This window comes from Pseudomonas tritici, assembly GCF_014268275.3.
Taxonomy (GTDB): domain Bacteria; phylum Pseudomonadota; class Gammaproteobacteria; order Pseudomonadales; family Pseudomonadaceae; genus Aquipseudomonas; species Aquipseudomonas tritici.
Window position 1 is genome coordinate 5,952,946 of the sequence record NZ_CP077084.1, and the last position, 22,713, is coordinate 5,975,658.

General features: G+C 60.1%; 18 protein-coding genes. 15 read left to right on the forward strand and 3 right to left on the reverse strand.

Annotated elements, in window-relative coordinates; translation table 11 throughout:
* Nucleotides 1–22: 22 nt before the first annotated feature.
* From cdhC to HU722_RS27375, 4 genes are all read left to right on the forward strand, one after another.
* Nucleotides 23–910, forward strand: coding sequence for a 3-dehydrocarnitine:acetyl-CoA trimethylamine transferase CdhC (cdhC, locus tag HU722_RS27360; protein WP_065871869.1), 888 nt, complete (start codon nucleotides 23–25; stop codon nucleotides 908–910).
* A gap of 142 nt (nucleotides 911–1,052) precedes the next feature.
* Nucleotides 1,053–2,018, forward strand: a complete 966-nt coding sequence (locus tag HU722_RS27365; protein WP_065891361.1) for an L-carnitine dehydrogenase — start codon at nucleotides 1,053–1,055, stop codon at nucleotides 2,016–2,018.
* Between the two features lie 109 nt (nucleotides 2,019–2,127).
* Nucleotides 2,128–2,601, forward strand: coding sequence for a thioesterase family protein (locus tag HU722_RS27370; protein WP_065871871.1), 474 nt, complete (start codon nucleotides 2,128–2,130; stop codon nucleotides 2,599–2,601).
* 247 nt (nucleotides 2,602–2,848) lie between these two features.
* The gene (locus HU722_RS27375; RefSeq protein WP_065871872.1) at nucleotides 2,849–3,112 is read left to right on the forward strand and encodes a hypothetical protein; all 264 of its coding nucleotides are present in this window, start codon (nucleotides 2,849–2,851) and stop codon (nucleotides 3,110–3,112) included.
* A 96-nt stretch (nucleotides 3,113–3,208) separates the two neighbouring features.
* Here the strand turns inward: HU722_RS27375 and gbdR are convergent, their stop codons facing one another.
* Together gbdR and HU722_RS27385 are read right to left on the reverse strand one after the other, a co-directional pair.
* Nucleotides 3,209–4,312: a choline metabolism transcriptional regulator GbdR gene (gene gbdR / locus HU722_RS27380; protein ID WP_005792167.1), complete on the reverse strand. Its 1,104-nt coding sequence runs from the start codon at nucleotides 4,310–4,312 to the stop codon at nucleotides 3,209–3,211.
* Between the two features lie 560 nt (nucleotides 4,313–4,872).
* Nucleotides 4,873–6,249, reverse strand: a complete 1,377-nt coding sequence (locus HU722_RS27385; protein WP_065871873.1) for an L-serine ammonia-lyase — start codon at nucleotides 6,247–6,249, stop codon at nucleotides 4,873–4,875.
* A 415-nt stretch (nucleotides 6,250–6,664) separates the two neighbouring features.
* Here HU722_RS27385 and HU722_RS27390 point away from each other — a divergent pair, with 415 nt between their 5' ends.
* From HU722_RS27390 to choV, 3 genes are all read left to right on the forward strand, one after another.
* Complete coding sequence (locus HU722_RS27390) at nucleotides 6,665–7,612, forward strand: choline ABC transporter substrate-binding protein (protein WP_065871875.1); 948 nt, start codon at nucleotides 6,665–6,667, stop codon at nucleotides 7,610–7,612.
* A gap of 70 nt (nucleotides 7,613–7,682) precedes the next feature.
* Nucleotides 7,683–8,528 carry a choline ABC transporter permease subunit gene (gene choW, locus HU722_RS27395; protein ID WP_010207125.1) on the forward strand — a complete coding sequence of 282 codons (846 nt, stop codon included), beginning with the start codon at nucleotides 7,683–7,685 and terminating at the stop codon, nucleotides 8,526–8,528.
* Nucleotides 8,525–9,703: a choline ABC transporter ATP-binding protein gene (choV, locus tag HU722_RS27400; protein WP_065871876.1), complete on the forward strand. Its 1,179-nt coding sequence runs from the start codon at nucleotides 8,525–8,527 to the stop codon at nucleotides 9,701–9,703. Before choW ends, choV begins: the two co-directional genes overlap by 4 nt.
* A 167-nt stretch (nucleotides 9,704–9,870) precedes the next feature.
* Here choV and HU722_RS27405 read toward each other — a convergent pair whose 3' ends face one another.
* Nucleotides 9,871–11,805 carry a BCCT family transporter gene (locus tag HU722_RS27405; protein ID WP_225930712.1) on the reverse strand — a complete coding sequence of 645 codons (1,935 nt, stop codon included), beginning with the start codon at nucleotides 11,803–11,805 and terminating at the stop codon, nucleotides 9,871–9,873.
* Between the two features lie 390 nt (nucleotides 11,806–12,195).
* Between HU722_RS27405 and betI the strand changes: the two genes are divergently transcribed.
* The 8 genes from betI to HU722_RS27445 all read left to right on the forward strand — a co-directional run bounded on the left by betI (nucleotide 12,196) and on the right by HU722_RS27445 (nucleotide 22,696).
* Nucleotides 12,196–12,789 carry a transcriptional regulator BetI gene (gene betI, locus HU722_RS27410; RefSeq protein ID WP_065871878.1) on the forward strand — a complete coding sequence of 198 codons (594 nt, stop codon included), beginning with the start codon at nucleotides 12,196–12,198 and terminating at the stop codon, nucleotides 12,787–12,789.
* A 110-nt stretch (nucleotides 12,790–12,899) separates the two neighbouring features.
* Nucleotides 12,900–14,372: a betaine-aldehyde dehydrogenase gene (gene betB, locus HU722_RS27415; protein WP_065871879.1), complete on the forward strand. Its 1,473-nt coding sequence runs from the start codon at nucleotides 12,900–12,902 to the stop codon at nucleotides 14,370–14,372.
* Nucleotides 14,373–14,517: 145 nt separating this feature from the next.
* On the forward strand, nucleotides 14,518–16,221 hold the full coding sequence (gene betA, locus HU722_RS27420) for a choline dehydrogenase (protein WP_065871880.1): 1,704 nt from the start codon (nucleotides 14,518–14,520) through the stop codon (nucleotides 16,219–16,221).
* 180 nt (nucleotides 16,222–16,401) lie between these two features.
* Nucleotides 16,402–17,844 carry a TldD/PmbA family protein gene (locus tag HU722_RS27425; RefSeq protein WP_065871881.1) on the forward strand — a complete coding sequence of 481 codons (1,443 nt, stop codon included), beginning with the start codon at nucleotides 16,402–16,404 and terminating at the stop codon, nucleotides 17,842–17,844.
* Nucleotides 17,844–19,160, forward strand: coding sequence for a TldD/PmbA family protein (locus HU722_RS27430; RefSeq protein ID WP_065871882.1), 1,317 nt, complete (start codon nucleotides 17,844–17,846; stop codon nucleotides 19,158–19,160). The genes HU722_RS27425 and HU722_RS27430 overlap by 1 nt, the downstream gene beginning before the upstream one ends.
* Nucleotides 19,161–19,438: 278 nt before the next feature.
* Nucleotides 19,439–20,851, forward strand: a complete 1,413-nt coding sequence (locus tag HU722_RS27435; RefSeq protein WP_186752966.1) for a hypothetical protein — start codon at nucleotides 19,439–19,441, stop codon at nucleotides 20,849–20,851.
* A 54-nt stretch (nucleotides 20,852–20,905) separates the two neighbouring features.
* On the forward strand, nucleotides 20,906–21,637 hold the full coding sequence (locus tag HU722_RS27440; protein ID WP_065880166.1) for a hypothetical protein: 732 nt from the start codon (nucleotides 20,906–20,908) through the stop codon (nucleotides 21,635–21,637).
* Nucleotides 21,638–21,847: 210 nt separating this feature from the next.
* Complete coding sequence (locus HU722_RS27445) at nucleotides 21,848–22,696, forward strand: alpha/beta fold hydrolase (protein WP_065871885.1); 849 nt, start codon at nucleotides 21,848–21,850, stop codon at nucleotides 22,694–22,696.
* Nucleotides 22,697–22,713 lie beyond the last annotated feature (17 nt).

Sequence of the window (22,713 nt, forward strand, 5' to 3'; positions counted from 1 at the left end):
TACGCCTGTAAGGAACCGCCCCATGAACCATGACGTCATCATCACCTGCGCACTCACCGGTGCTGGCGACACGACCAGCAGAAGCCCGCACGTGCCGGTCACCCCTAAACAAATCGCCGCCGCTGCGGTGGAAGCCGCCAAGGCCGGCGCCACCGTGGTCCACTGCCACGTGCGCGACCCCGAGACCGGCAAGTTCAGCCGTGACGTGGCCCTGTACCGCGAAGTGATGGAACGCATCCGTGAGGCCGACATCGACATCATCGTCAACCTCACCGCCGGCATGGGCGGCGACCTGGAGATCGGCGGCGGCGAGCACCCGATGGAGTTCGGCCCCAACACCGACCTGGTCGGCCCGCTGACCCGCCTGGCCCATGTGGAAGAGCTGCTGCCGGAAATCTGCACCCTGGACTGCGGCACCCTGAACTTCGGCGATGGCGACACCATTTACGTGTCCACCCCGGCGCAACTAAGGGCTGGCGCCAAGCGCATCCAAGAGCTGGGCGTTAAGCCCGAACTGGAAATTTTCGACACCGGTCACCTGTGGTTTGCCAAACAGATGATCAAGGAAGGCCTGCTCGACAACCCCCTGTTCCAGCTGTGCCTGGGCATTCCCTGGGGCGCGCCGGCCGACACCACCACCATGAAAGCCATGGTCGACAACCTGCCCGCCGACGCGGTGTGGGCCGGTTTCGGCATCGGTCGCATGCAAATGCCAATGGCCGCGCAAGCGGTGCTGCTGGGCGGCAACGTGAGGGTAGGCCTGGAAGACAACCTGTGGCTGGACAAAGGCGTGCTCGCCACCAACGGGCAACTGGTGGAGCGCGCGAGTGAAATCCTCAGCCGGTTGGGTGCTCGGGTCATGACCCCGGCGGAGGGCCGAATCAAGATGGGCCTGACCAAACGCGGCTGACTCCCAAACACCACAAAACCCTGTGGGAGCCGGGCTTGCCCGCGATTGCGGTACGTCAGCCGTCAAATACATCAACTGACACACCGCTATCGCAGGCAAGCCAGCTCCCACAGGTGATCACCGAACTCTTTAGGAATTTCCCATGCGTTTTATCACTGACATCAAAACCTTCGCCGCCCTCGGCAGCGGCGTTATCGGCAGCGGCTGGGTGTCCCGCGCCCTGGCCCACGGCCTGGATGTAATCGCCTGGGACCCGGCGCCCGGTGCCGAAGCCGCCCTGCGCAAGCGCGTCGCCAACGCCTGGGGCGCCCTTGAGAAACAAGGCCTGGCACCGGGCGCGTCCCAGGACCGCCTGCGCTTTGTCGACACTATCGAAGTGTGCGTGAAAGACGCCGACTTCATCCAGGAAAGCGCCCCGGAACGCCTGGAGCTGAAGCTGGCGTTACACAGCAAGATCAGCGCGGCAGCCAAGCCGAATGCGTTGATTGGTTCGAGTACCTCCGGCCTGTTGCCAAGCGAGTTCTACGAGAGCTCGACTCACCCTGAGCGTTGCGTGGTCGGCCACCCGTTCAACCCGGTTTACCTGTTGCCGCTGGTGGAAGTCGTCGGCGGCAAGAACACTGCGCCTGAGGCCGTTCAGGCGGCAATCAAGGTGTATGAATCCCTCGGCATGCGGCCCTTGCATGTGCGCAAGGAAGTGCCTGGGTTTATCGCCGACCGCCTGCTGGAAGCGCTGTGGCGTGAGGCGCTGCACCTGGTCAATGACGGCGTGGCCACCACGGGCGAAATCGATGACGCCATCCGCTTTGGCGCGGGGCTACGATGGTCGTTCATGGGCACCTTCCTGACCTACACCCTGGCGGGTGGCGATGCCGGCATGCGGCACTTCATGGCGCAGTTCGGCCCGGCGTTGCAACTGCCGTGGACTTACCTACCGGCGCCGGAACTGACCGACAAGCTGATTGACGATGTGGTCGATGGCACCAGCGATCAGCTGGGTAAACACAGCATTTCTGCGCTGGAGCGCTATCGTGATGATTGCCTGCTGGCGGTGCTGGACGCGGTGAAAACCACTAAGGCCAAGCACGGCATGAGCTTCGCCGAATAACCAATGTGGGAGCTGGCTTGCCTGCGATAGCGATGTAAGCCTCACCACCGCTATCGCAGGCAAGCCAGCTCCCACATTTTTGACCGCGTACATCTTCGGAATTTATGTGATGCCTGCTCTGATGACCTACACGACCAAAATCCAGCCTGACTGGGTGGATTACAACGGCCACCTGCGCGATGCGTTCTACTTGCTGATCTTCAGCTACGCCACCGACGCGCTGATGGACACCCTGGGGCTTACCAGTGAAAACCGCGAAGCCAGCGGTCACTCACTGTTCACCCTGGAGTTGCACCTGAACTACCTGCACGAAGTGAAGCTCGGCGCCGACGTCGAGGTACGCACGCAACTGATCGCCCACGACGCCAAGCGCCTGCACCTCTATCACAGCCTGCATTCAGCCGGGGATGAGAAAGAGCTGGCCGGCAACGAACAGATGTTGCTGCATGTCGACCTCGCCGGTCCGCGCTCGACGCCGTTCACCGAGGCCACGCTGGCGCGGCTCTCATCCCTCATCGCGGCACAGGGCGAGCTGCCCAGGCCTGCCCTGCTCGGCCGCGTCATCGGTTTGCCGGGCCGATAAAAAAGCCCCGACCAGCCGTGACTGGATCGGGGCGCAAGTGCCTTGTGTGAGCGGTACATCTCGAGGGTGACCAAACCGTCAAGCTGTGTGCCTGGGTTCAGTGTGCCGGTAAGTGCCTTCGCTGCATGACCCGAAAACGACACATTCATAGCCATACGAGGCATTCGCGCATTCTGCCCTTGCCGACTGTTTGAGCGACTACCAGAATCAAGGTCGAACCCCGCTTCACTCACCAGGATTAAACGTCATGATGCACGCGGATTTGATTGACCAGGATGACCTGCTGGGCCAACTGCGCTCGCTGGGTTTCGAAGTGTCCAGTGGTGCCACCGCCGAGCAGGCCTGCGAGTGTGCGGTGCGCGGCTTGAGCCCGGCGCGGGCCAAGGCACTCAAGGGCATGGTTGAGCAGATGTACACCGGCAGCGCGACGATCTTGCCGGCGGTGCGGCAGGCGATCGACAAGCAGTTGTTGCCGGCTTTGGTGCAGTTCAAGCAGAACTCGGGCACCTGATAGTTCGCTATCGCAGGCAAGCCAGCTCCCACATTTGACTGTGTTCACAAATCAAAATGTGGGAGCGGGCTTGCTCGCGAATGCAGGCGACTCGGTCTAGAGCCTTACGCTGGCGAAAGTCGACTCGTTCCTGGCCTGGCTCAACGCCGACATCGGCCCCGACAACGGTGACAACACCAATGCCTGCGGAATCGGCATCATCGCCACCTGTTGGGTGGTGTTGGAGCCAACGCGCTCATCCCGTGGCGGAATGCCGAAGTATTCGCGGTAGCACTTGGAGAAGTGCGGCGTGGATACAAACCCGCATACCGACGCCACTTCGATGATCGACATCGGCGTTTGCTTGAGCAACTGCCGTGCGCGAATCAGGCGCAGCTTGAGGTAGTAGCGCGACGGAGAGCAGTGCAGGTACTTCTGGAACAACCGCTCCAACTGGCGACGGGACACGGCGACGTATACCGCCAGTTCGTCCAGGTCGATCGGTTCTTCCAGGTTGGCTTCCATCAGCGCGACAATTTCCTGCAGCTTCGGCTGGTTGGTGCCCAGCATGTGCTTGAGTGGCACACGCTGGTGATCCTGTTCGTTGCGAATGCGTTCGTAGACAAACATTTCCGAGATCGCGGCCGACAGTTCACGGCCGTGGTCGCGGCTGATCAGGTGCAGCATCATGTCCAGCGGCGCGGTGCCGCCGGAGCTGGTGAAACGGTTGCGGTCGAGGGTGAACAGGCGTGTGCTCATGGCCACGCGGGGGAAGGCTTCCTGCATCGAGGCCAGGCATTCCCAGTGCACGCTGCAATCAAAGCCGTCGAGCAGACCGGCGCAGGCCAGGGCCCAACTGCCAGTGCACACCGCGCCCAGGCGCCGGGACTGGCGCGCCTGGCTTTGCAGCCACGACACATGCTCACGGGTAACCGTGCGCTGGATACCCACGCCGCCGCAGACGATCACCGTGTCCAGGGCCGGGGCTTTGTGCATGGAGGCGTCGGGCGTGATTTGCAGACCGTCGCTGGCCCACACCTGGTTTCCGTCGACACTCAGGGTCGTCCAGCGATACAGCTCGCGGCCGGAGAGCTGGTTGGCCATGCGCAGGGGTTCGACTGCGGACGCCAGGGAAATCAGCGTGAAATTGTCCAGCAGCAAAAAGCCGATGGATTGAGGCGCACGGTTCTGGGGTTGGGCCCCTGAGTTGAACGACGTCATCGCGGTATCTCCTCACACAAAGCGGGTGATGGCCTCAGGCGAGGCTCTTGTTATGGCGCTCTTCATCCCTGCCTGTAAAAAACGGAGCGAGAGGCTTTGAATGGATAGAGCAAATGCCATGCCTAAAATTGAATGGCCGTCCAATAACTCCTAAAAACGACCTCATGACGCGTCTAAATAAGCCCGCGCAGCACGTACGGATATAGCCGGAATTAGTCGTAGGAGCGAACCTGCTCAAGGGCTGTGAGCAGTTCGGTAGCACTTGTGGGAAGGCGCTTTGCGGGTGTGGGAAACGTCTGTCACCACAAGCACGGGTGACAGGTGGTCAGGCGCGGAATCGTTTGGAGGCTACTTATCTGTTTGCGACGCGCTAAAAGGTGGCGTTTTTGGTTCGGGTGTTCACTTGTAGTGAGCGGGCTTGCCCCGCGCTGGGTGGCGAAGCCGCCCTAAAATCAGGCGACTCGGTATTAACTGACACTATGTGGTGCCTTTATTGGGGCGGCTTCGCCACCCAGCGCGGGCGGTGCGACGATTCGACAAGCCCGCTCACTACAAAACCATCAACACTCCACAGCACTCACCGCCAACCCACCCCGCGACGTCTCTTTGTACTTGTCATGCATATCCGCTCCGGTATCGCGCATGGTGCGGATCACCCGGTCCAGCGAGATAAAGTGCTGCCCATCACCGCGCAGCGCCATCTGCGCGGCGTTGATCGCCTTCACCGCGGCAATCGCATTGCGCTCGATGCACGGCACTTGCACCAGCCCGCCCACTGGGTCGCAGGTGAGGCCGAGGTTATGTTCCAGGCCGATTTCGGCCGCGTTGCACAGTTGCTCCGGCGTGGCGCCGAGGATCTCCGCCAGCCCGGCGGCGGCCATCGCGCAGGCCGAGCCTACTTCGCCCTGGCAGCCCACTTCGGCACCGGAGATCGAGGCGTTCTTCTTGCACAGGATCCCCACCGCCGCCGCGCCGAGCAGGTAGTCGACCACGTTGGCTTCGGTAACTTCCTCGCTGAACTTCATAAAGTAGTGCAGCACCGCCGGGATGATCCCCGCCGCGCCGTTGGTGGGGGCGGTGACCATGCGCCCACCGGCGGCGTTTTCCTCGTTCACCGCCAGGGCGAACAGGTTCACCCACTCCATGGCGCTCAAGGTCGAGCCGATCACGTTCGGCTTACCCAACTCTTGCAGGCTGCGATGCAACTTGGCGGCGCGTCGCCGCACGTTCAGGCCGCCAGGCAGGATGCCTTCGTGCTTGAGGCCCTGCTCCACGCAATCCTGCATGGCGCGCCAGAGTTTCATCAGGCCGCTGCGGATTTCTTCTTCAGAGCGCCAAACTTTTTCGTTAGCCAGCATCAACTCGGCAACGCGCAGGTTGTGGGTCTTGCACAACTGCAGCAGCTCCACCGCGCTGGAAAAGTCGTAAGGCAACTCGGTACGGTCCATATCGGCCACGCCGCTTTGCGCCTGGGCTTCATCCACCACAAAACCGCCACCTACTGAATAGTAGGTATCGCGGTGCAGTTCGCCGTTATCGCCGTGCACCACCAGGGTCATGGCGTTGGGATGGAACGGCAGGTTTTCGTCGAGCAGGCGCATGTCCCGCGCCCACACAAACGGCACCGGCAAACGCCCGTCCAGCAACAGGGTGTCGGTCTCGCGCAGGGTGTGGATACGGCCGCCGATTTGCGACGGATCAATTGCGTCCGGCCATTCGCCCATCAGGCCCATGATGGTCGCAGTATCGCTGCCGTGACCGATGCCGGTGGCCGACAAGGATCCGTACAGCTGAACTTCGACGCGGCGAACCTGTTCCAACAGTTCACGTCCACGTAATGCCTGGACGAACAACGCCGCGGCGCGCATGGGGCCGACGGTGTGAGAACTCGAAGGCCCGATGCCGATCTTGAACAGGTCGAAAACGCTGATAGCCATTAACGTGGAACTCCGCAGGTGAGCAGGCCGGACACCAAGGAGCTGCTACGCTCAGATCGCCCAGATGGCGGCATCATCAAGCTTTTACTGGCCGTCACGGCGTCTCACACCGACGCACTCATGCTCACGAGCGTCGCTTGCGTACGATCACTGGTTTTGGCCGTTTTTAACGGTGCAGATGGGCAAAAACTGCAGTTTTGCCTCGTGAAAAATCTGTAAGCGACGTCACCGACACTGGATACGACCATCCCTGTACTGGATACGACGCCCCCTGTAGGCGTCAGATTTTCACTGGTACATGATCAGTCTCGACTCGTTTGCAAGGCACCGTGCCAGAGCTGTTGTCGCACGCACCAACCGCAACACTTATAAAGCGCGGCAGATGCCGCCAGAAAAAACACAGGAGTCTACCCAGATGAAAGGTTCACCCCAGTTGTTGTTGGCCGCCATGCTGAGTTTGCCAGTCGTGGCGCATGCTGCAGAACCGGCACAATGTCAGACCGTCAACTTCTCTGATGTCGGCTGGACCGACATCACCGTCACTACCGCGACTACCAGCGAAATTCTCAAGGGCCTGGGCTACAAGCCACGCACCACGATGATTTCGGTACCGGTGACCTACAAGTCACTGGCCGACGGCAAGAACATGGACATTTTCCTCGGCAACTGGATGCCGACCATGGAAAACGACATCAAGCAGTACCGTGATGCCGGCACCGTGGAAACCGTGCGCGCCAACCTGGAGAACGCCAAATACACCCTCGCGGTCCCGGAAGCGCTGTACAACAAAGGCCTGAAGGACTTCGCCGATATCGCCAAATTCAAGGATGAGCTGGGCGGCAAGATCTACGGTATCGAGCCGGGCAACGACGGTAACCGCACCATCCAGACACTGATCGACAAAGACGCCTTCGGCCTGAAAACCGCCGGTTTCAAAGTGGTCGAGTCCAGCGAAGCCGGCATGCTCTCCCAGGTTGAACGCGCGACCAAGCGCGACCAGGCCATCGTGTTCCTCGGCTGGGAGCCGCACCCGATGAACACCCGTTTCAAGATGAAGTACCTGACCGGGGGTGACGATTCGTTCGGCCCCAACTACGGCCAGGCCACCATCTACACCAACGTTCGCAAGGGCTACACGCAGGAATGCAGCAACGTTGGCCAGTTGCTGAAAAACCTGTCGTTCACCCTGAACATGGAAAGCACCCTGATGGGTAATGTCCTGGACGACAAGATGAAACCCGACGCCGCCGCGAAAGCCTGGCTGAAGAAAAACCCTCAAGTACTCGACACCTGGCTCGCCGGTGTCACCACCGTTGACGGCAAACCTGGGCTCGACGCCGTGAAAGCTTACCTCGCCAAATAGCAACCGCTGACCCCGGGGCGGTGCGCTGCCCCGGGATGTTTTCCCTCTTCGCATGTGGACATTCACTACCATGCTGACTGAACAGAAAATCCCACTAGGCCAGTACATCGCTGCCTTCGTTGAATGGTTGACCCAACACGGTGCCAACTACTTCGACGCGATCGCATCGACACTGGAAACGATGATCCACGGCGTGACGTTCGCGCTGACCTGGTTCAATCCGCTGGCATTGATCGGTCTGATTGCGCTGTTGGCTCACTTTATTCAACGTAAATGGGGACTGACTGTTTTTGTCATCGCCTCGTTCCTGCTGATCCTCAACCTGGGGTACTGGCAGGAAACCATGGAGACCCTGGCGCAAGTGCTGTTCGCCACCCTGGTCTGCGTGGTCATCGGCGTGCCGCTGGGCATTGTTGCCGCGCACAAACCGATGTTCTACACCATGATGCGGCCGGTGCTCGATCTGATGCAGACCGTACCGACCTTCGTCTACCTCATCCCTACCCTGACCCTCTTCGGGCTGGGTGTGGTGCCTGGGCTGATTTCCACGGTGGTATTCGCGATTGCCGCACCGATCCGCCTGACCTACCTGGGTATCCGAGACGTACCGCAAGAGTTGATGGACGCCGGCAAGGCCTTTGGCTGCTCGCGCCGTCAGTTGCTCTCGCGCATTGAACTGCCCCACGCCATGCCGAGCATTGCCGCCGGCATTACCCAATGCATCATGCTGTCGTTGTCGATGGTGGTAATCGCGGCCCTGGTCGGCGCCGACGGCCTCGGCAAACCGGTGGTCAACGCACTCAACACAGCGGACATTGCCCTGGGCTTTGAAGCCGGCCTGGCAATCGTATTGCTGGCGATCATGCTCGACCGCATCTGCAAACAACCCGACGCTAAAGTAGGGGGTGATGCATGAGCATTATCCGATTCGACAATGTCGACGTAATCTTCTCCAAAGACCCACGCGAAGCGCTCAAGCTGCTGGACCAGGGCATGAGCCGTAACGAGATCCTGAAAAAGACCGGGCAGATTGTCGGCGTTGAAAAAGCCAGCCTGGATGTCGAGAAAGGCGAGATCTGCGTGCTGATGGGTCTCTCCGGCTCCGGCAAATCCAGTTTGCTGCGCTGCATCAACGGCCTCAACACCGTGAGCCGTGGCCAATTGTTCGTGGAGCATGAAGGGCGCCAGATCGACATCGCGTCCTGCACGCCCGCCGAGCTGAAAATGATGCGCACCAAACGCATCGCCATGGTGTTCCAGAAGTTCGCCCTGATGCCTTGGCTGACCGTGCGCGAGAACATCAGCTTCGGCCTGGAAATGCAGGGTCGTCCGGAGAAAGACCGGCGCAAGCTGGTGGATGAAAAACTCGAGCTGGTGGGCCTGACCCAGTGGCGCAACAAGAAGCCGGACGAACTCTCCGGCGGCATGCAGCAACGCGTTGGCCTGGCCCGCGCATTGGCAATGGACGCCGATATCCTGCTGATGGACGAACCCTTCTCTGCCCTCGACCCGCTGATCCGCCAAGGCTTGCAGGATGAATTGCTGGAGCTGCAGCGCAAGCTGAGCAAGACCATCGTGTTTGTGAGTCACGACCTTGATGAGGCGCTCAAACTGGGCAGCCGAATCGCGATCATGAAGGATGGCAAGATCATCCAGTACAGCGTGCCGGAAGAGATCGTGCTGAACCCGGCGGACGACTATGTGCGCACGTTTGTCGCGCATACCAACCCGCTGAATGTGTTGTGCGGTCGCAGCCTGATGCGCACGGTGGATAACTGCACCCACGTCAACGGCTCGATCAGCCTGGACCCGGGCGGTGACTCGTGGCTGGACCTGACTGAAGGCAACGTCATCAAGGGCGCACGCCAGAATGGCACGCCGTTGAACCTGCAGAACTGGGCGCCGGGGCAACCGGTGGAAGGTTTGGGTCGAGTGCCGACGCTGGTGGACTCGAACATCGGCATGCGTGATGCACTGCAGATTCGCTATCACACGGGGAATAAGTTGGTGTTGCGGGACAATGACAAGGTGGTGGGGATTCTGGGGGACAGTGAGTTGTATCACGCGCTCTTAGGCAAAAACCTGGGTTAAGCCACACCGCAAAGCAAATGTGGGAGCGGGCTTGCTCGCGAATGCGGTGTGTCAGTCAGCACATCTGCCACTGATACACCGCATTCGCGAGCAAGCCCGCTCCCACATTTTGATCTATGTACGACATAAGAAAGCGGTGCCAGTGAGGGCGCCGCTCGTTTCAACTATCAGCTATAGACCCGGCCAAGGAGTTGCCGATGGCTTTCAAACTGATCGAGCACATCCCGGGTGATCTGTTCCTGGGTGAAGCCCATCAGGTCGTATTCCTGAGGCCCGTTGTGCAGGTAAACCTCGGCGCGGTAGTAACGCGTACGCTCCTCCTCAGGCACATCGTTGGGCGCCGACGAATAAGCATCAAGGCTCACTTCGTAAACAAACGGGTTGCCCTCCTCCATCTCGATCCGCACCCCGATGCACCGCTTGGATTTACCCAGCAACGTCTGCACTTCCAGCCCCTGATCACGCAACGCAATCGCCGCTTCGTCCAGCGCCGGCGTGACGTGCTTGTCCATAAAGCGTTGCACGGTGCCCTGGCTCGGTTGCAGGTCCAGCGCGGTCAAACGCTCGCTGAAACCACGGCGGCCACGCTCGGCCAATTGCGCCTGCTCCTGTTCCATCGCCACGTCCTGGCGCATGGCTTTGTGCAAGCCGAACATAAACAGGATCAGCACCACCGAGAACGGCAGCCCCGCCAGCACCACCATGGTCTGCATGGCTTCGAAGTTGCCGGCAAACAGCAGGCCGATAGTCACCAGGGTGATCACCGCCGACCAGAAGATCCGCAACCAATGCGGCGCGTCTTCGTCCACATTGCCGCCTTTGCAGGAAAGGTTGGCCATCATCACCGCGCCAGAATCCGCCGGGGTCAGGAACAGCACAAAGCCCACAAAGATCGACACCCCGATGACGATTTTCGACGCAGGGTAATGCTCAAGCAGTTGGTAGATAGCCATCGACGGCTGCTCCAACGCCGTCTTGCCCAGTTCCACCGCACCGTGATTCAGCACCAGGTCCAACGCCGAGTTGCCGAAGATCGACAGCCACGCCAGGGTAAAGCCCAGCGGGATCAGCAACACGCCGGCGACCAGTTCACGCACCGTGCGACCACGGGAAATACGCGCGATGAACATGCCCACGAATGGCGCCCAGGAAATCCACCAGGCCCAATAGAACAGCGTCCACAGGCCCATCCAGCGTTCGGTCTTGTCGGCGTCGCCTTCGTACACGTAGAGGTCGAAGGTTTTCAGGATGATGCCGTTGAGGTAGTCACCGGTGTTCTGCACCAGGCCGTTGAGCAAGTGCAGGGTCGGGCCGAACAACAGCACGAAAATCAGCAACCCGCTGAACAGCACGATGTTGAGGTTGGACAGGCGGCGAATGCCGTTCTCCACGCCCGACACAGCAGCGATGGTCGCCACCGTGCTCATCACGATGATCACGATCAACAGGTTGGTGTTGCTGTGCTGCATGCCGAACAGGTTTTCCAACCCGGACGACACTTGCATCGCGCCGATCCCCAGGTTGGTCACCAGGCCGAGCAGGGTCACGAACATACCGAAACCGTCCACCGCGTGGCCGGCCGCGCCTTTCACCCAACGCTCGCCCACCAGCGGGTACAGCGCCGAGCGCAAGGCCAGCGGCTGGTTGTGACGGTAGGCAAAGTACGCCACGGCCAGGCCGACCAGGGCATAGATCGCCCAGCCATGCAGGCCCCAATGCAAGAAAGTCAATTGCAACGCCTGGCGAGCGGCGCCATTGCTGGCCGCTGCGCCTTCAGGCGGGTTGAAGTAGTGGTCGAGCGGCTCCGAAGCGCCGAAATACAGGAGCGAGATGCCGATACCCGACGAGAACAACATGCCGGCCCAGGCGCCGTAGCTGAAGTCCGGGGTGTCGTCCTTGCTGCCCAGTTTCAACTTGCCATAGGACGAAAACGCCAGGCCGACCACAAACACCAGGTAGGCGGCGATGACCACCATGTAATACCAGCCGAAGCTTTTCGACAGCCAGGCCTGGGCGATGCCGAGCATGCGCCCGGCCTCCTGCGGGGCGATGATCAGGATGGCAGTCAACAGCAGAATCAGCGCGGTGGAGGTGTAGAACACCCAACCGTTGACCCTGACCTTTTCCGGCGGGGTCTTTATAAGAGAGGCAGAACTCATGGCGCAGATGCTCCGGGCAGTGCGAGAGAGAAAAACAAGGCAACGGTTATCCCGGAACATCGATTTTTCGGCAGTCGACGGACGGGTGTTATAAAGACACCCCGAAAATCCTTGTGCCCCGCCGAGGCGGTGCCAGGCCCATATATGGCCCGTTTCAGGGGTTTTCGCAGGTGTCAGATGTCGCCGCCCATTTGTAGGAAATACCTGTAGGCAGCGACCATTTGTCGCAGAGCTTATTCTTTGTTGATTGAACGTTCAATCAAAACAAAATAGACTGGCCTTCAAGTCGACGAACGTTCATCGCTCGTCGGCAGGCCTAAGGAGAGGTGCTACATGCCCAAGGTCGGTATGCAACCCATACGCCGCCAGCAGTTGATCGAAGCCACGCTGACGGCGATCGATCAGGTCGGGATGGGAGATGCCAGCATTGCGCTGATCGCCCGTTTGGCCGGCGTCTCGAACGGCATCATCAGTCACTACTTCAAGGACAAGAACGGCCTTATTGCAGCGACGATGCGCTATTTGATGAACGCGCTGATCGAGAACGTCCACGAACGCAGGCTTGCGCTGAAGGACGACAGCCCACGGGCGCACCTTCGGGTGATCATCGAGGGCAACTTCGACGCCAGCCAGGTCAACGGACCGGCAATGAAAACCTGGCTGGCCTTCTGGGCCACCAGCATGCATCACCCGTCATTGCACAGGTTGCAGCGGATCAACGATCAACGTCTGTATTCCAACCTGTGCTGCCAGTTCCGCCGAGTGCTGCCACTGCCGCACGCACGCAAAGCAGCCAGAGGCCTGGCAGCCCTGATCGACGGTTTATGGTTGCGCGGCGCCCTGTCGGGAGACGCTTTCGACACGGAACAGGCGCAACGGATCGCTTACGAATACATGGATTTCCAATTGGCCAAGCAGGTGAGTTAGAGCACACATAACCGCTCAACCCCTGAACTGCTGCCGCTCAGTGTTGCCACACCCTTATGGCTCACTTTTCGGCGGTTAACGCCAACCACTTATGCACTTGCGAGGACTTTATGGCCCGTTTCGAACTGCAAAAACTCTACATTGACGGCGGCTACAGCGACGCTGGCAGCGATGCCACCTTCGAAGCCATCAACCCGGCTAACGGTGAAGTTCTCGCCCAAGTGCAACGCGCAACCAAAGAAGACGTTGAACGTGCCGTGGTCAGCGCCGAAAAAGGCCAGAAAATCTGGGCGGCGATGACCGCCATGGAGCGTTCGCGCATCCTGCGCCGTGCCGTCGACATCCTGCGCGAGCGCAACGATGAACTGGCCGCGCTGGAAACCCTGGACACCGGCAAGTCCTTCTCCGAAACCAAGTACGTCGACATCGTCACCGGCGCTGACGTACTGGAGTATTACGCAGGCCTGGTGCCGGCCATCGAAGGCGAGCAGATCCCACTGCGCGACACGTCGTTCGTCTACACCCGCCGCGAGCCGTTGGGCGTGGTCGCGGGTATCGGCGCGTGGAACTACCCGATCCAGATCGCCCTGTGGAAATCCGCACCGGCCCTGGCCGCCGGTAACGCGATGATCTTCAAGCCCAGCGAAGTCACCTCGCTGACCACCCTGAAACTGGCCGAGATCTACACCGAAGCCGGCGTTCCGGCTGGCGTGTTCAACGTACTGACCGGCAGCGGCCGTGAAGTCGGCACCTGGCTGACCGAGCACCCGCGCATCGAGAAAGTCTCGTTCACCGGCGGCACCGACACCGGCAAGAAAGTCATGGCCAGCGCTTCCAGCTCCTCGCTGAAAGAAGTGACCATGGAACTGGGCGGCAAGTCGCCATTGATCGTGTTCGAAGACGCCGACCTGGATCGCGCGGCTGACATCGCGATGATGGCCAACTTCTACAGCTCCGGTCAGGTCTGCACCAACGGCACTCGCGTGTTTGTACCCAAACACCTGCAGGCGGCGTTCGAAGCCAAGATCGTTGAACGTGTTGCGCGCATCCGCGTTGGCAACCCGGAAGACGACAACACCAACTTCGGCCCGCTGGTCAGCTTTGCCCACATGGAAAGCGTGCTGGGCTACATCGCCAAGGGCAAAGAGCAAGGCGCCCGCCTGCTGTGCGGCGGCGACCGCCTGACCGACGGCGACTTCGCCAAAGGCGCCTTCGTGGCCCCAACGGTGTTCACCGACTGCACCGACGACATGGTCATCGTGCGTGAAGAAATCTTCGGCCCGGTGATGAGCATCCTCACCTACGAGACCGAAGAAGAAGTGATCCGCCGCGCCAACGATACCGACTTCGGCTTGGCTGCCGGCCTGGTGACCAAGGACCTGAACCGCGCCCACCGCGTGATTCATCAACTGGAAGCGGGTATCTGCTGGATCAACGCCTGGGGCGAGTCCGACGCCAAGATGCCAGTGGGTGGCTACAAGCAATCCGGTGTGGGCCGCGAGAACGGGATCAGCTCGCTGAACAACTTCACCCGCATCAAATCGGTACAGGTTGAGCTGGGCGATTACGCCTCGGTGTTCTAAACCCGAGCCTGGTTTTGCCTGCGAGGCCGCCATCGCAGGCAAGCCAGCTCCCACATTTGGAATGCGTTCCCCTGTGGGAGCGGGCTTGCCCGCGATGAGTGCGAAGCCCTCGCCTCTCCTGACCATCTCAATAGAGGGTGCATTTATGTCCCAAGAATACGATTACATCATTGTAGGTGCCGGTTCCGCCGGTAACACCCTGGCGACCCGTCTGACCGAAGACGAAGGCGTCACCGTTCTGCTGCTGGAAGCCGGCGGCCCCGACTACCGTCTTGACTTCCGTACCCAGATGCCAGCCGCCCTGGCCTTCCCGCTGCAAGGCCGCCGCTACAACTGGGCCTACGAGACCGATCCAGAGCCACACATGGACGGCCGTCGCATGGAATGCGGTCGCGGTAAGGGACTGGGTGGTTCTTCGCTGATCAACGGCATGTGCTACATCCGTGGTAACGCCATGGACTACGACAACTGGTCGAAACTGCCAGGTCTGGAAGACTGGACGTACCTGGACTGCCTGCCGTATTTCCGCAAAGCCGAAACCCGTGACATCGGCCCGAACGACTGGCACGGCGGCGATGGCCCGGTCAGCGTGACCACCCCTAAAGCCGGCAACAACCCGCTGTTCCACGCGATGGTTGAGGCTGGCGTACAAGCCGGTTACCCGCGTACCGAAGACTTGAACGGCTACCAGCAAGAAGGCTTTGGCCCGATGGACCGTACCGTGACGCCTAACGGTCGTCGCGCCAGCACCGCGCGCGGTTACCTGGACACGGCTAAAAAGCGTTCGACCCTGACCATCGTCACCCACGCCCTCACCGACAAAGTGTTGTTTGAAGGCAAGCGTGCGGTTGGCGTGCGTTACCTGATCGGCGCAGCCGAAGAGCGCGTTGAAGCCCGCGCTCGCAAGGAAGTGCTGGTGTGCAGCGGCGCAATCGCTTCGCCGCAACTGCTGCAACGCTCCGGCGTTGGCCCGGCCAAACTGCTGGAAAGCCTCGACATCCCGGTGGTACACGACCTGCCGGGCGTCGGCGAAAACCTGCAGGACCACCTTGAGCTGTACCTGCAATATGCGTGCACCCAACCGGTGTCGCTGTACCCGTCGCTGCTCTGGTACAACCAGCCGGCGATCGGTGCCGAATGGCTGTTCAACGGCACAGGCATCGGCGCCAGCAACCAGTTCGAAGCAGGCGGATTCATCCGTTCACGCCCGGAATTCGAATGGCCGAACATCCAGTACCACTTCCTGCCGGTCGCGATTAACTACAACGGCAGCAACGGCGTAAAAGAACACGGTTTCCAAGCGCACATGGGTTCCATGCGTTCGCCAAGCCGCGGCCGCATCCAGTTGAAGTCGAAGAACCCACGGGACTACCCGAGCATCCTCTTCAACTACATGGCTACCGAGCAGGACTGGCAGGAATTCCGCGACGGCATCCGCCTGACCCGTGAAATCATGCAACAGCCGGCGCTGGACCCGTACCGTGGCCGCGAAATCAGCCCGGGCATCGACGTGCAAACCGATGAGCAACTGGACAAGTTCATCCGCGAGCACGCCGAAACCGCGTTCCACCCGTCCTGCTCGTGCAAGATGGGCACCGACGAGATGGCTGTAGTGGATGGCGAAGGCCGCGTGCATGGCATGCAGGGTCTGCGTGTGGTCGATGCGTCGATCATGCCGATCATCACCACCGGCAACCTGAACGCGCCGACGATCATGATCGCCGAGAAAATCGCCGACAAGATCCGTGGCCGCCAGCCGCTGCCGCGCAGCACCGCCGACTACTACGTGGCAGGCGATGCGCCGGTGCGTGGCAAGCCGATGCGTGAAGTGGGCCCGACTGCGCAGTAACTGATACACCGCGGTGCTCCCTTCGCGAGCAAGCCCGCGCCCACATTTGATCGGGTTCACACGGTCAAAATGTGGGAGCGGGCTTGCTCGCGAAGGGGCCCGACCATTCACTGCAAAACCTCTCCTTGATCAGCTACTCTGTCTGCCTGCCCGCGACGAGCCGCCCACAAGGAAGGCCCCATGTTCGACCACCACGCCACACTCAAACAGCATTTCAGTGCCCTGCGCACCACCGCCGAATTTTTCTCCCTGCGTTACGTGCGCGAGTCCGGCCACTACCTGGCCGTACGCAAGAACGTCGCCGAACCACCCCACCTGAACCACGACGAAGGCGCCATGCTCACCGTGCGTCTCAATGGCGTGGAAGCCTACGCCGCGACCCACGACATTTCCCTGCCTGGCCTGCAAGCCGCCCTTGCGCGTGCCGAACAGCAAGCCCGGTTGATCAAGCCCCACGCGCTGCTCGACCTGCGCGACCAGCACGTCTCCAGCGATGTGGCGGACTACCTGTCCCCCGACCTTGACCAACCCTTCCCGTCCTTGAGCGACTGTTACCAACTGCTGGGTGACGAATCCGCCGCCGTGCCCAAGGACGAGCGCCTGGTGAACTGGGAAGTCAGCCTCGGCCTGACCCACGTCGAGCAGATCTACCTCAACAACGCGGGCGCCGAACTGCGTCAGGCCCAGCGCTTCGTGTTCCCCGGCGTCAACGTCACGGCCTATGACGGCAATGACAGCCAGAGCCGCACCCTGGGCGGCAGCAACTTCGGCCAACAAGGCGGCTTTGAGGTGATCAGCCGCTTCGGCCTGATCGGTGCCGCGCCACGCATCGCCGACGAAGCCCTGCAACTGCTGCTCGCACCGAACACCCCCAACGGCCCGCGCGACCTGCTGCTGATGCCCGATCAGATGATCCTGCAGATCCACGAATCCATCGGCCACCCGCTGGAGCTGGACCGCATTCTGGGGGACGAGCGCAATTACGCCGGCACCAGTTTTGTGAAGGCCAGCGACTTCGGCCATCTGCAATACGGCTCCAAATTGCTCAATGTAACGTTCGACCCAGACATCCCCGAGCAACTCGCCAGCTACCGCCATGACGACGACGGCACCCGCGCCAGCAAGCAGTTCCTGATCCGCGAAGGGCGGTTGCTCAAACCGCTGGGCGGGGCGCTGTCGCAATACCGCTCCGGCATGCCAGGCGTGGCCAACAGCCGGGCCAGCAGTTGGAACCGTGCACCCATCGACCGCATGGCCAACCTCAACATCGAAGCTGGCGACAAGAGCCTTGCACAACTAATCGGCGGCATAGAAAACGGCATCCTGATGTCGACCAACCGTTCATGGTCCATCGACGATGCGCGCAATAAATTCCAGTTCGGCTGTGAATGGGGCCAGTTGATCGAAAACGGTGAGCTGAAAGGTGTGGTGAAGAACCCCAACTACCGGGCTATTTCCGCACACTTCTGGCGCAATCTCAGTGCGGTTGGCGATGCCAGCACCTTCAAGGTCCTGGGCACACCGAACTGCGGCAAAGGCGAACCTAACCAGGTGATCCGCGTCGGCCATGCGTCGCCCGCCTGCGTATTCAGTGATGTCGACGTATTTGGGGGAGACGCCTGATGAACAACTTCAAGGCATTGGTGGAGTGGCTCAAGCACGCCATCACCGATCGCGAACAATTCCACCTGGGCTATGCGGATGAAGCGTCCGAGTTCGTACGCTTCAACCACGCCAAGGTGCGCCAGGCCGGCCAGGTGCAACAGGCCAGCGTCAACCTGAAACTGATCAACGACGGCCGCCACGCCGACCTGGGCATCACCCTCGCCGGCGAGCCGGAGTTGGACCGCCAACGCTTGGCCGCTGGCCTGAAACAGCTGCGTGAAACCCTGCCGTTGCTGCCCCAGGATCCGTACCTGTTGCTGAACCACAACGCCTGGCAAAGCAACAACGCACACCCCCGACCGCTGCCGGCACTGGCTCAGGTACTGGAAGAGATCAGCCAGGCCGCGCAAGGCGTCGACCTGGTCGGTTTCTATGCGGCGGGCCCCATCAGCCGAGGCTTCGCCAGTTCGTCGGGCGCCTTCGGCTGGCACCAGGCCAATAGTTTCAACTTCGATTTCAGCCTGTTCCACGCCAATGGCGAAGCGGTGAAAGCCAGCTACGCCGGACACACCTGGGACAGCGCCGAGTTTGCCGCGCGCTTCCAGCAGGCCCGCGAACAGCTTGAGTTCCTCGGCCGCCCACTGCACAAGCTGGCACCTGGACAATACCGCGCTTACCTCGCCCCGGCGGCGATTGAAGAAATCATCAGCCTCATCACCTGGGGCGGGTTTTCCGCCCAGGCCATCGCCAGCAAGGGCAGCTCGCTGCAAAAGCTGTATGCCGGCGAACAGTCCCTGAGCCCGCTGGTGACGGTGGCTGAACAGATCAGCGGTTCCCTGAGCCAGGCGTTTTCCACCGAAGGTTACCCACGCGGCGATGTCACGCTGATCAAGGCGGGGAAAGCCGATGGCCAACTGGTCAACTCACGCAGCGCTGCCGAATACGGCTTGAGCACCAATGGCGCGAGCAGTGATGAATCGCCCAGCGCCTTGCAGATGGCTGCCGGTAGCCTGGCCCAGGCCGATATTCTCAAGCAGTTGGGCACCGGGCTGTACATCAGCAACCTGTGGTACCTGAACTACTCGGACCTGCCGGCGGCACGCCTGACCGGCATGACGCGCTTCGCCACCTTCTGGGTGGAAGACGGCGAGATCAAGGCGCCGGTCAGCACCATGCGCTTTGATGACAGCGTCTACAACCTGCTCGGCTCGCAGTTGGAAGCCCTGACCGCCGATCGGGAACTGCTGTTGTCGGCCAGCACCTATGGCCAGCGCAACACCGCTTCCAATCTGCTGCCGGGCGCCCTGATCAAACGCTTGACCCTGACCCTCTAGACCCATCCCTTGCAGGAACCGGCATCCCGGCTCCTGCAAGGGATTTCTCCTGCATCGAGATATAGGCAAACACCCCTGCATCTCGGAACAGTCTTATTTCAAAATATCCGATCATTCACCTCCGGTAACGCATCACCTCACAGGCAACCGGAACGCATCACTGCCACTGGCCACTGACTGAGCGTCACTCCATCGGTCAGAGAACGCCCATGCACTTAGGAATATCACCGCTCTTCAGCGGCTACTCGTCACAACCCAGTCGCTTTCAGCACGCTCCCATGACTTATCAGCGTTACGCGTCAACTTCAGACACGTCACGGTTTCCGCCAGCGGAAAAAACATTCTTTTCTGATAAAGGCAAACATCAGCCACCCGATGACCTCTGGTCAGGGTTGTATGCAACGTATGAGCATTATCCCTTTATGGGCGCTGACGACCACGATGATTGGGTGGCGGGAATCAAAGCCGCCATGTCGGGACTCGGCCAAAGCCCGTTGAGTGTCTTCGATGAAGTAGCCGCCACCGGACAGGGTTACAACATCACCATGAAGGATGGCTTCAAACTGCATATCTCCCACAAAGAGTTAACGCAGGCAGGAGACTATGCGAAGTTCTCAGGCAATGACGCGGGGATGGTAAAAGACGCACGCTTTATGTTTGCAGTCATGATTAAGCGCAAACACGTCGAAGCCGAACTCGATCAGGAAAAAATTGGCTATCGCATCGACCTGCATAAAAAGAGTTTCGGGGCGACGCTGCAAGCAGCCGACGACGGCATCGGCGGGCATGCGGCCCTGACACTGTTGGGACTCGGCTACCAGCTGCAACACGTGTGGTCTCAGACCGCTGGAAACCAGGTCGCCGTGCCGGCCATGAAAGTGTTCGGGCATAAGCGCGGCATGATAAAGGACGGCGCCATGGAATCGTACGGGCATAAGCAGCCGGTGCCCAAATGGATAGAGAGTTTCATAGTACTCAAGGAGCCGCCCCGCTCACCGCCGCCCCTGGCCCCCACTGCCGCCGTTAAACCGTTCACCTTCGAGCTGGATCCTGAGCCCGATGCCGAGGTTGAGACCGCCAAGGCGCTTCCTGACCTGTCTTCAAAAAGGAACGGACAGAAACCCGATGACCCCTTGCTGGGGTTCCACACACAAAGGCCTTATGGCTTCCAAGGCGAGACAGCCACTCATGCCGATGTCATCAAGCTACTGATGTCCCGATTCGGGCAAAGCCCGACCGATGTCTTTTCACGCGTGACGTTCACAGACAATAGTTACCAAGTCACTTTCAGGGATGGATTTGAACTGCAGCTCTCCCGCGCGGAACTGGAACTTGCCAGTGAGCAGTCGTTATTCCTGGGCAAGGACGAAGGGCTGCTCAAGGATGCACATTTCATCTTCGCTGCGTATATCAAGCGCCAACAACTTCAACCGCCCCGCCCTTCCTTCGGGCTCAGTTTCGAGGCAGCACTGGAGGGCAACCTTCACGGTCGTACCGTCAAAAACATTCTGGAAGGCATGGGCGTCACTCGCTCCATGAAATACGTAGAGCGGGCGGGTGATGCACAGGGCCTGGTGTTGATGATTGGAAGCAACGCCGGCGGGTTATTCCAGGACGGCCTGTTGGCCAAAGTAGGGAAAATACTGCCCGAGCAAGGTGCAACCCAAACACATGGGTACCAACTCGTGTAATCAACGGTTATGCCAAGGTCTCTCAATCCAACATCATTCATGGGCCACTCACTTATGCAGCTCAACATCGCTTCGCCTGTTAACTCAAACTTCGCCATCCCCTACGACAATAGTCGCGTCAATAACCGCCACATGAACAACGGTCAGTACGAGGCTTATTACACTCAAGGAGATGAAAACCCAGCCATCCCACCCCGCTCCGTGACCGATTCGGGTATTCGACCCAAAAATATATGGGGCGACTTCTTTCAAGTCGCCGAGGGAAATTGTGTCACCGTCTCTGCCATCAAAGCGGCAATGGTCAAGTTCGGCAGTCACCCGAGGGGGATTTTCAACCAGGTGACAAAGACCCCTGCAGGCTACAAGATCTTGATGAAAGACAACGTCAGTGTCTCCCTCACCCATGAAGAGCTTAGGCAGGCAGGAGACAAAGCAGGATTCCTCGGCAGGGGCACGGTCTTGCAGCATGCGATTTTTTTGTATGCCGCCAGCGCAAAGCGCGCCCAGCTCGAAAATAATGACGGCCGGGCCGTGCGCAGTTTTGACGCCGCGATGCAGACACTCAACGACGGTGAACACCCTGGCGAAGCGTTAACGCGCCTGGGGCTCAAGCAGCACTTTCGCCGGGGCACGGTGGAGGCATTGAAAAACGGTGCAATCGGCACGCTCGCCGACGCCAGGCATTCGGTTGCCGTCGTTGATGGTCATATGGATCTGTGGGGCATTAGGAGACGACTTGCCAACTCGGATTGGGAAAGCGCCCCGGTTGCATTGATCCTGGTTTGAATATCCCCGCTTGCCTGCTGGGGCGTTGTGTCCGACAGGTAATTTCCTTGCGCCTGGAAGAACCGTCTCATCCTCCGAAAATTGGCCGCTTGCCCGGTTGTTCGCCTCCAGATTCCCCGTTATAACGGTTGGTGGCATCCCGCCAACCACCCCACGTGCCCGCACGTGATGCATGACCTTGCCTGGTAAACGGCAAGCTGGAGCGTTGACATGAACCATGGAAGTTTTGTCATTGAAAAGCTGTTCAAGCACTACAACGTTCATGTTGAGCAGCTAGGAAACGATTCGGAAAAGAAGACCGTACTGATGGTAAACGGTGCGCTGTCCACCACGCGCTCATTTGCGCGCACCAGCAAATGCCTGGCGGAACACTTCAATGTGTTGCTGTTCGACTTGCCATTCTCCGGCTACTCACGCGAGCACAACACTGACCTCGACCTGGTGACCAAGGACGACGAGGTGCAAATCCTGCGCGCCCTGGTCGAGCGCTTCCAGGTCAACCATCTGGTGTCGGCCTCGTGGGGCGGTATCTCCACGCTGCTGACCCTGGCGCACAACCCACCCTCCATCGAAAGCTCGGTAGTGATGGCCCTGGCGCCCAACCTCAACCAAGCCATGCTCGACTATGTGGAGCGTGTACGCGTATTGATCGAGGCCGACGACAAGTCTGCCGTCGGCCACTTGCTCAATGAAACCGTGGGCAAATACCTGTCACCTCGGCTCAAGCGCAACAACCATCGGCACCTGTCGAGCATGGCGACCACCGAATATCGCCAGGCGCGTTTTCATATCCACCAGGTACTGGCTTTGGGTGATGGCAACTACCTGCCGGCACTCAAGCAGATTGAAACACCGGTGCACTTCCTCAACGGCGCGCTGGACGAATACACCCCCGCCGCCGAGGCGCAGCTATTCAAGCACTACGTGGGGCGCAGCAGCTTTGCTGTGGCCGAACATACTGGGCATTTGCTCGACCTCGAATCCAGCGAAGCCGCCGTGGCGGTGCACCGCGAACTGCTGGATTTCCTGGTGGGAAAAGGAGCGACGGATGGCGCATAATCGCCAACACATAGCCT